Raw genomic sequence first — 9,938 nt, 5'->3', positions numbered from 1 at the left:
CCCGGCCTGGCCCCCGCCCTCGTGCTGGCCACCCCGGCGGGGATCACGACCCTGGCCGCCCCGGAGGGGGCGCCGGTGGCCGTGCGGACGGCCGCGCGGGGCGGGCCGGAACTGTCCGGGGAGGGTTTCCGCCTCGTGCGCGCAGCCGCGACGACCGTCGTCGTCGCCCGCACCGGCGCGGGTCTGCTCTACGGGCTGCACTCCCTGCTGCGCAACGCATCAGCCCTCGCCGAGGGTGAGGTCCTCGACGAGGTGCACGAGCCCGCGCAGGCGATCCGCATGCTCGACCACTGGGACAACCTCGTCACGCACCCCGTGATGGGCCAGGTGGAGCGGGGTTACTCCGGCGGGTCGCTGTTCTGGTCCGAGGGGCGACTGCGCGAGGACCTGTCCCGCGTCGAGGAGTACGCGCGCCTGCTGGCCTCGACGGGGATCAACCGGATCGCGGTGAACAACGTCAACGTGCACGCGGCCGAGGCGCGCCTGCTCACCGACGGCCTCGAGGACGTCGCCCGCCTGGCGGAGGTGTTCCGCCGGCAGGCGATCCGAACGCACCTGTCCGTCTCGTTCGCCGCGCCGATCACCGTGGGCGGCCTGGGCACCGCCGACCCCCTCGACGAGGAGGTGCAGCGCTGGTGGGCGCAGGCGGCGGAGCGGGTGTGGGCGAGGATCCCCGACTTTGGCGGGTTCGTCGTCAAGGCCGACTCCGAGGGTCAGCCGGGACCGTTCGCCTACGGCCGCGACCACGCCGACGGGGCGAACCTGCTGGCGCGCGCGGTGGCCCCGCACGGGGGCACGGTGTTCTGGCGCGCGTTCGTCTACGACCACCGCCAGGACTGGCGCGACCGCTCCACCGACCGCGCCCGCGCCGCGCACGACCACTTCGCCCCGCTCGACGGCCGCTTCCACGACGCCGTCGTGCTCCAGGTCAAGCACGGCCCGATGGACTTCCAGGTGCGTGAACCGGTCTCCCCGGTCATCGCGGCGATGCCGGGCACGCGCCTGGCGGTGGAGCTGCAGGTGACGCAGGAGTACACCGGCCAGCAGAAGCACGTGTGCTACCTCGGGCCGATGTGGTCGGAGGTCCTGCGGTTCCCGCTGTGGGGCGAGGGGGGCGCCACCGTGGCCGACGTCGCGGGCGGACGCGGTCCGGGTGCCCGCCCGGGCGGGGTGGTGGCGGTCTCCAACGCCGGCGACGACGAGTTCTGGACGGGGCACCCGCTGGCGCAGGCGAACCTCTACGCCCTCGGCCGCCTCGCCTGGGCTCCGCAGCTGGACCCGGTGGCGGTGCTCGAGGAGTGGATCCGCCTCACCTTCGGCCCCGACGAGGCGCTCGCGGCGCTGCTGCACCGGATCATGGACGGCTCGTGGCGGACCTACGAGGACTACACCGCCCCGCTGGGCGTGGGGTTCATGGTGCGGCCGGGGCACCACTACGGCCCGGACGTGGACGGCTACGAGTACACCCCCTGGGGCACGTACCACTTCGCCGACCGCGACGGCATCGGCGTGGACCGCACCCGCGCGAGCGGCACCGGCTACGCGGGCCAGTACCCCGCTCCGTGGCGCGAGGTCTACGAGTCGCCGCGCACGTGCCCCGACGAGCTGCTGCTGTTCTTCCACCACGTCCCCTACGGCCACGTGCTCTCCGACGGGACGACGGTCGTGCAGCACGTCTACGACACCCACTTCCGCGGCGCGCAGGCGGCGGCGGAGCTCGTGGGCCTGTGGGCGGGTGCGCGCGGCCGCGTCGAGGAGCGGACCTGGGCCCGGGTGCGCGACCTGCTGGAGGAGCAGGCGCGCAGCGCGCGCGAGTGGCGCGACCAGCTCACCACGTACTTCCTGCGCCACTCCGGCGTCCCCGACGCGCACGGGCGGGCCATCTCCTCCTGAGGGGTGCGGCCCGGCGCCCGCGGGGCGCCGGGCCGCACCCCTCAGGAGGGCGCGACGAACCGCTCGCGGACCTCGCGCACGACGCCGGCCTCCGAACGCGCGAGCAGGAAGGTGAGCACCGAGGCCAGCACGACGACGACGGCGTCGAAGGTGACCCACGCCGTGCCGATCGCCAGGACGAGCAGCGAGAGCAGCGAGAGGGTCGAGCGCGGGCGGGTCAGGAGGGTCATGGCGGCGAGGCGGGCGACGTCGCGCCAGCGGAAGGCGAAGACCGCGGTGAGGACCAGCACGCGCACGGCCCACACCAGCACCGCCGCTCCCAGGACCGCGTAGAGCGGCGTGAAGGCCGCGGCGACGCCCACGACGTCGCGGTGGGCGGTGTCCACCGCCAGCACGGTGAGGACGCCCAGCACCGGCACCCAGGTGCGCAGGGCGTCCAGCGCGCCGAGCCGGTAGCCGCGCAGGAACTCCCGGGCCGGGGCGGCGTCGCGGTCGGCGAGGAAGGCGCGCCAGGCGAAGACCGCCGCGGCCAGCGCCGGGCCCACGGGCACGGCGCACAGGGCGTAGAGCGGCAGGTTGCTGGCGTCGGGCACGAGGAGCAGTGCGCCCGCCAGGCCGGGTGCGGTCGCGACGACGAGCAGGACCTCGAGGACGACGAACCAATGCACGACCTGGGTCACCTGCGACAGCGGGCCCTCGCCGAAGGCCCGGGCGCCCCGGGCGGTCGGCGGCGCCACGGGCGCGCTCACCGGACCTCCAGGACGAGGACGTCGGCGGGGGCGAGCGGGAGGACCTCGCCGGCCTCGATCCGCCGGCCCGTGAGCAGGTCGGTGCCGCCGGTGTGCGCGGTGACCTCGACCGCCTCGTGGCCGTGGTGCAGGAGGAACTCGTAGCGGCGGCCCTCGACCTCGCGCACGGCGTGCTCGAGGCCCGGCGTCCCGGCGTGGGGACCGACGAGGTCGTGGCGCTCCAGCACCCGGCGCAGCACCCACTCCAGCCCCGCGTCGTCCAGGCACGTGCCGACGTACCAGGCGGCGCCGCGACCCGCCTGCCGGCGCGTGACGGCGGCGGTGCCGGCGTAGAAGTCGGCGCCGTAGGTGCCCACGACCTGCGCTCCGCGCGGCAGGACGAGGTCGAAGGCGGTCGTCGCGGCGCTCACCAGCTCCGGTGCGCTGCCGTCGGGGTCGACGAGCCGCACGGGGTTGACGACGGCGGGCTCCTGCGCGTCGGTCTCGTCGACGCGGACGCCGAGCAGGTCCGCGAGGGGGCCGGGCACGTCGGCGAGGAAGGCGTTGTCGTCCTCGTCCACCCGCCCGGACAGGACCGTGGTGACGACGCTGCCGCCGCGCGCGACGACGGCCTCCAGCCGCTCGGCGAGGTCCCCGGCGACGACGTGCAGCAGCGGTGCGACGACGACGTCGTAGCCGTCGAGGTCCGCGGTCACGGGCACCACGTCGACCTGCGCGCCGGCCTCCCAGAGGGCGCGGTGGTAGGCGATGGCGGTGGCCTGGTACTTCAGGTGCCGGGTGGGGCCGTCGGAGATCTCCACGGCCCACCAGGAGTCCCAGTCGAAGAGCAGCGCGACGCGGGCGGGGGTGCGCCCGCCGAGCAGGGCGCCGCCCACGGCCTCCAGCTCCGCCCCGAGCGCGGCGACCTCCTGGAACGAGCGGGTGTCGGTGCGCCCGGCGTGGTTGAGGACGGCGCCGTGGTACTTCTCGCTGGCGCCGCGGGACTGGCGCATCTGGAAGAACAGCACGGCGTCGGCCCCGTGGGCGACGGCCTGCCACGACCACAGCCGCAGGATGCCCGGGCGCTTGAGCGGGTTCACGTCGCGGCAGGCGGTGACGGTCGGCGTCTGCTCCATGAGCCAGAACGGCTGCCCGCCCTTCAGGCCGCGCACCAGGGAGTGCGTGAGCGCCATCCGGGAGGCGGAACGGTCGTCGGGCGGGTAGTTGTCCCAGGAGGCGAAGTCGAGGTCGTCCGCCCAGCGGTGGTAGTCGACCGGGCGGTACATGCCCATGAAGTTCGTGGTCACCGGCAGGCCGGAGTGCTCCCGGATCGCTGCCTTCTCCTCGCGGAAGGTGCGCAGGAGGTTGTCGGAGGTGAAGCGCAGGTAGTCCAGGGTGATCCCCTGGAAGGCGGTGTGGTCCGGGCCGCGCCAGTGCTCGGAGAGCGCGTTGGGGGGCACGACCTCCTCCCAGTCGCCGAAGCGGTGCGACCAGAACGTCGTGTTCCACGCGTCGTTGAGCCGTTGCAGCGTCCCGTGGCGCGCCTGCAGCCAGGTGCGGAACTCCGCGGCGCACAGGTCGCAGTAGCAGGCGCCGCCGTACTCGTTGTTGACGTGCCAGGCGACGACGGCCGGGTGGTCCGCGAAGCGCTGCGCGACGCGCCCGGCCAGGGCCGCGGCGAGGCGGCGGTAGGCGGGGGCGCTGGGGCAGGCGTTGTGGCGCTGGCCGTACACGTGGCGACGCCCCTCGAAGTCGGTGCGGCAGACCTCGGGGTGGCGCCGCGCCAGCCACGGCGGCAGGGCGCCGGTGCCCGTGGCCAGGCACACCCGGCGGCCCTCGGCGTGCGCCCGGTCCAGGGTGCGCTCCAGCACCGAGAGGTCGTAGACGTCCTCCGAGGGCTGCGTCAGCGCCCACGTGAACACCCCGACGGTGAGGGTGTCGATGCGTGCGAGGTCGAAGGCGGCGTGGTCCTGCTTCCAGACCTCCTCGGGCCACTGCTCGGGGTTGTAGTCGCCGCCGTAGGCGATGCGCTCGGTGCGGGGAAGGCTCATGGGCGGTGCCTCTGGCTCGGGGCGGTCGGGGGCTCGGGGCGGAGGGGGTCGGACGCGGTCCGGGCCCGGTGGCGGTCGCGTGCCACCGGGCCCGGCCGGGGATCAGCCGTTCTTCTCGGCGTAGCGCTTCTGGGCGGCGTTGACGAGGTCCACGTAGGCGGCGACGTTGGCGGCCTCCAGCTCCGCCTCGAAGGCGTCCCAGTCGGCGATGTCGCGCTGGCCGAGGATGAACTGCAGGGTGGCCTGCAGGGTGAGGTCCGTCAGCGCGGTCTGGTAGAGCGAGGCCTGCTCCCGCTCACCCTCGCTCAGCGGAGCCGGCGGGGCGACGGGTTCGGGCTCCTTCTCCGCCATCGCCTGCTGCCAGGTGGCCTCCTCCTCGTAGAGGTTGGAGAGCACGAGCTCCTGGGTCGAGCCGGAGGCGAAGAGGTAGACGCCGTTGAAGAAGCCGAAGTCCTTCTGCATGGCCTTCGGCGCGCCGGGGTTGAGGCCGGTGAAGGTCACGTCCGCGGCGGGGGCGCGCTTGCCGTCGACGACGTCGTAGGTCGTCCCCTCGACGCCCCACTTGGAGAACTCCAGGCCCTCGTCGGAGTAGTACAGCCAGTCGATGAACTGCATCATCGCGACGAAGTCGTCGTTCTCCACCGCATCGGAGGAGATCATGAGGCCGTTCTCGAGCTGGGTGCCGCCGACGACGTCGCCCGCGGGGCCGGCGGGCAGGACGATCTTCGACAGGCCGTAGTTGCCCGCTCCGAGCGTCTCGTCGAGGGCCGTGCGGGCGCCGAGCACCTCCTGGGAGTTGGTGCTGATGCCGTAGGACTGCTGGTTGGCGAGCTTGGCGAGGGCCGCCTCGTCGGACTGGGTGAAGCTCTCGGGGTCCATGAGGCCCTCGGCGACGAGGCCGTGCAGGTACTCGACCATGGCCTTGTACTCGTCCGTCGTGGCCGTGAAGACGTACTCCCCGGCGTCCTCGTCCCACGTCACGCCCTGGCCGAAGCCCCACTCCCCGGCCGCGGTGCCGAAGGGGGCGTCGACGTAGTTGAGCAGCGCCTTGCCCTCCCAGCGGTCGGAGAAGGGGTAGGCGTCGGGGTGCGCCTGCTTGACGGCGCGCAGCACGTCCCGGAACTCGTCCCAGGTCGTGGGCTGCTGCAGGCCGAGCTGCTCGAGCACGTCGGTGCGCAGCGCGGGGGTGTAGTCCGGGCGCAAGTTCTCCAGCAGCCCCGGCAGCAGGTAGAACTTGCCGTCCTCCTGGCGGAGGGTGTCCAGCTCGTCCTCCAGCTCCCACTTGGCGACCTTGTCCTTGAAGTTGGGCATGAGGTCGACGTAGTCGCTGACGGCGAGGATGGCGCCGGAGGCCACGTACGGGGTCTCCTGCCCCGGGTAGGTCACGGGGATGAAGTCCGGCGCGTCGCCGGCGCCGATGACGAGGCTGCGCCGCTGCTCCCAGTCGCTGAGCGGGGCCAGGGTGGGCTCCAGGGTGACGCCCTGCTGCTCACGGAGCTTCTGGTAGAAGAGCCAGTCGGGGTTGTTGGGGTAGTTCGGGTGGTCGCGGTAGAGCAGCGAGAAGGACACCGGCTCGGTCGCCTTGAAGGTGTCGCCGACGCCGTAGTCCTGCATGGCGCCGAGGTTCTTCTCGGAGACGACCTCCTCGGCCTCCTCACCGCTGTCGCCACCGGAGCAGGCGCCGAGGCCCACGACCAGGCACATGGCGGCGGCCGTGCCGAAGGTGGTTCTCCTCTTGGTGGTCATCGTGTTCCCTTCTGGAGCGTCGTCGGTCTGCGTCGGGAGAGGGTGGTGCAGCGCGGTCAGCCCTTGACCGCGCCGAGCATGACGCCCGACACGAAGTACTTCTGGATGAACGGGTAGAGGGTGACGATGGGCAGGACGGTGAGCACCATCGTCACGGCCTGGATGTTGGCGGCGACCTGCGCGAGCTCGCCGGCGCCCCCGCCGATCGAGGTCGCCGTCGTGGCGCCGGCGATCATGTTGCGCAGGTAGACGGTCACCGGGTACAGCTCCGCCCGGTCCAGGAACAGGAAGGCGGAGAACCACGAGTTCCAGAACGACACGGCGTAGAAGAGGACCATGGTCGCCAGGACCGCCTTGCTCAGCGGCAGGACGATGCGGAAGAAGATCCCGTACGTCGTGAGGCCGTCGATCGCGGCGGCCTCCTCCAGCTCCTCGGGCAGGTTCTCGAAGAAGGCCTTCATGACCAGCAGGTTGAAGACGCTGATCGCGTTGGGCAGCACGATCGCCCACAGCGTGTTCTTCATGCCGAGCTCGTTGATGAGCACGTAGTTGGGGATGAGCCCGCCGTTGAAGAACATCGTGAAGACCGCGATGCCGATGAGGACGGTGCGGCCCTTGAGGTGCTTCTTGGAGATCGCGTAGGCGAAGGAGGTGGTGAGCACCATCGAGATCGCGGTGGCGACCACGGTGTAGACGACGGTGTTCTTGTAGTTGGTCCAGAACATGTCGTCGCCCAGGACGACCCGGTACGTCTCGACGTTGAAGCCGCGCGGCCAGAGGTTGACCTCACCGGCGCTGATGGCGCCCTCCGAGGAGAAGGACTGGGCGAGGATGTTCACGAACGGGTACAGGGTCACGGCGACGACGCCGAGCAGGAGGACGGCGTTGACGACGCGGAACGCGCGGTAGGTGCGCGACTCCTGGATGCCGCGGGCGGCGGCCGGCCGCCCGAGGCGGCGGGTGGCGGTGGTCGGGTCGGTGGTCACCACAGGCTCGTCCCCACTGCTCGGCGCGAGATCGCGTTGGCGGACAGGATCAGCGTCAGGCCGATGACGGCCTCGAAGAGGCCGATGGCCGCGGCGTAGGAGAAGTTGCTGGAGAGGATGCCGACGCGGTACAGGTACGTCGAGATGACGTCGGCGGTGGGGTACAGCAACGGGTTGTACAGCAGCAGGACCTTCTCGAAGCCCACCGCCATGAACGTCCCGATGTTGAGGATCAGGAGGGTCACCATCGTGGGCCGGATGCCGGGCAGCGTGACGTGCAGCGTCTGCTTCCAGCGGCTGGCGCCGTCGATGCGCGCCGCTTCGTAGAGGTTCTCGTCGATCTGGGTGAGCGCGGCGAGGTAGAGGATCGTGCCCCAGCCCACCGTCTGCCACACCTCGGAGCCGACGTAGACCACCGGGAACCACTCGGCGCGCTGCATGAACGGGACGGTGTCGCCGCCCAGCGCCCGGACGAGCTGGTTGGCGGTGCCTTGCACGGACATGATCTGCAGCACCATGCCGGCGATGATGACGATCGACATGAAGTGCGGCAGGTAGGAGATGGTCTGCACGAACCGCTTGAACCGCCTCGACCGCAGCTCGTTGAGGAGCAGGGCGAGCACGATGGGCAGCGGGAAGGCGATGACCAGCGTGAGGACCCCGAGGAACAGGGTGTTCTTGAAGACGTTCCAGAACGCCGGGTCGTTGATGAACAGCTCGACGTAGCGCAGGCCCACCCACTCCTCGCCGAGGATGCTGCCGCCCGGGCGGAAGCGCCGGAACGCGATGACGTTGCCGATCATCGGGAGGTAGCGGAAGACGAGGAAGAACAGCAGCGGCAGCGCGACGAAGGTGTACAGGCGCCAGTCGCGGCGCAGGGCCTGGCGCCAGGTGGTGAGCGGCGGGCGGGCGAGCGGGGTGGTGCGGGCCGCGGCCAGCACCTCGGGCGCGGCCAGCCCCTCGCCGGCCGCGGCGCCGGTCGGGGAAGCGGTGCTCATGCGGTGGTCCCCTCTGCCCGGGTGGGCGCCCCCGCCGCGCGGGCGGCGGGGAGGTGTGCGAGCGGTTCGACGGGAACGGGGGTGCTGCACCGGCGGGCGCGGCCGACGAGGGGCACGACGGCCCCACCGCCGACGTCCCACCGCGGACCGGTGGCGGCGCGGGCGTCCCGCCCGTCCCGCCGGCCGCCGTGCCCGGTCCCCGCGTCTGGGGTTGTTGCCACGACCTGACCTCCGTCCCACTCCTGCGTGGGGCCGATACTTTCGACCTCGATGTCGATACGTGAAGGGACACTAGGCACGCCATCGCCCCTGGTCAACCGCCCGCGCCGCCCGGCCGGCGATCGAGTTCCCGCTGTGACGCAGGGAGGACACCGCTTACCGCGAGCGCCAGCGATGTCGATCGATACAACCGGATCCCGAAACTCTCGAAGAAGTGATCGCCGCCACGAGCAGCTCCTGCTACGTTGGCCCGAAACTTTCGAGACCGCCCGGAGCGCAGCATGTCGACCGACGCCGCACGGACCACCATCTCCGCGATCGCCGCGGAGGCGGGCGTATCGATCGCCACCGTCTCCAAGGTCCTCAACGGCCGCGCCGACGTCGCCGCGGCGACGCGCGCCCGCATCGAGGCGGCGATCGAGCGCCACTCCTACCAGCGCCGCCCCCGGCGCCCCGCCGCCGCGCCGCGGCTCGTCGAGCTGGTCTTCCACGAGTTCTCGACGTGGGGCGAGGAGATCATCAAGGGCGTCGAGGCGGTCGCCGGGCCCGAGCGGGTCGCGATCGTGCTCTCCGAGCTCGGCGGCGCGCACCGCCCCCGCCAGGAGTGGCTCGACGACGTCCTGGCCCGCCAGCCGCTCGGCATGATCCTCGTGCTGACGACCGTTGACCCGGTGCAGCGCAGGCAGCTGGAGGCGCGCTCCATCCCCTTCGTCGTCGTCGACACCGCCGGGGAGCCGCCGGCGGACGTGCCCGTCGTGGGCTCGGCGAACTGGAACGGTGGGCTCGTCGCCACCCGGCACCTGCTGGCCCTCGGCCACCGGCGCATCGCGGTGATCTCCGGTCCCGCCGACGTGCTGTGCAGCCGCGCGCGCATCGACGGCTACCGCAGCGCCCTCGACGAGGCCGGCATCGCGGTGGACCCGTCCCTCGTGCGGTACGGCAACTTCCACGTCAACGGCGGCTACACCCACGGCCGGGACCTGCTGGACCGGCCCGACCGCCCCACGGCCGTCTTCGCGGGCAGCGACTTCCAGGCCCTCGGCGTGCTGCGGGTGGCGCGCGAGCTCGGGCTGCGGGTGCCGGAGGACCTCTCCGTCGTCGGCTACGACGACCTGCCCGTCACCGAGTGGATCGGGCCCGCGCTCACCACGGTGCGCCAGCCGCTGCGGGAGATGGCCAGCACGGCGACGCGGATGGTCCTCAGCCTCGCCCGCGGCGAGGTGCCCACGAACCTGCGCATCGACCTGGCCATCGAACTCGTCGTGCGCGAGAGCACCGCCCCGCCGCCGGGCGCCTGGAGGGCGGGCCGCGCGGGGG

7 protein-coding genes are annotated in these 9,938 nt (G+C 72.4%); 2 read left to right on the top strand and 5 right to left on the bottom strand.

The genetic code is table 11. The features are described from left to right. The first annotated feature begins 6 nt into the window (after positions 1–6). A complete protein-coding gene (locus tag GTQ99_RS14570; RefSeq protein ID WP_420814568.1) occupies positions 7–1,893 on the top strand; it encodes an alpha-glucuronidase in 1,887 nt (628 codons plus the stop codon). 41 nt (positions 1,894–1,934) lie between these two features. Here GTQ99_RS14570 and GTQ99_RS14565 read toward each other — a convergent pair whose 3' ends face one another. The 5 genes from GTQ99_RS14565 to GTQ99_RS14545 form a co-directional block, all read right to left on the bottom strand. Next, the gene (locus GTQ99_RS14565; protein ID WP_166616460.1) at positions 1,935–2,642 is read right to left on the bottom strand and encodes a DUF624 domain-containing protein; all 708 of its coding nucleotides are present in this window, start codon (positions 2,640–2,642) and stop codon (positions 1,935–1,937) included. Continuing rightward, a complete protein-coding gene (locus GTQ99_RS14560) occupies positions 2,639–4,672 on the bottom strand; it encodes a beta-galactosidase (protein ID WP_166616459.1) in 2,034 nt (677 codons plus the stop codon). The genes GTQ99_RS14565 and GTQ99_RS14560 overlap by 4 nt, the downstream gene beginning before the upstream one ends. Before the next feature lie 102 nt (positions 4,673–4,774). Continuing rightward, on the bottom strand, positions 4,775–6,418 hold the full coding sequence (locus GTQ99_RS14555) for an ABC transporter substrate-binding protein (protein WP_166616458.1): 1,644 nt from the start codon (positions 6,416–6,418) through the stop codon (positions 4,775–4,777). 56 nt (positions 6,419–6,474) lie between these two features. Continuing rightward, positions 6,475–7,407 (bottom strand): carbohydrate ABC transporter permease, encoded by a 933-nt coding sequence (locus tag GTQ99_RS14550; protein ID WP_166616457.1) that lies wholly within the window; start codon positions 7,405–7,407, stop codon positions 6,475–6,477. After that, a complete protein-coding gene (locus GTQ99_RS14545) occupies positions 7,401–8,402 on the bottom strand; it encodes an ABC transporter permease (protein ID WP_166616456.1) in 1,002 nt (333 codons plus the stop codon). The genes GTQ99_RS14550 and GTQ99_RS14545 overlap by 7 nt, the downstream gene beginning before the upstream one ends. Positions 8,403–8,902: 500 nt before the next feature. Here GTQ99_RS14545 and GTQ99_RS14540 point away from each other — a divergent pair. After that, on the top strand, positions 8,903–9,938 hold a 1,036-nt coding region (locus GTQ99_RS14540), incomplete at its 3' end, for a LacI family DNA-binding transcriptional regulator (protein ID WP_166616455.1).

Source organism: Kineococcus vitellinus, from assembly GCF_009906315.1.
GTDB lineage: Bacteria > Actinomycetota > Actinomycetes > Actinomycetales > Kineococcaceae > Kineococcus > Kineococcus vitellinus.
The sequence above is the reverse complement of the archived record's forward strand: the minus strand, read 5'-3'. Positions and strand labels throughout refer to the sequence as shown.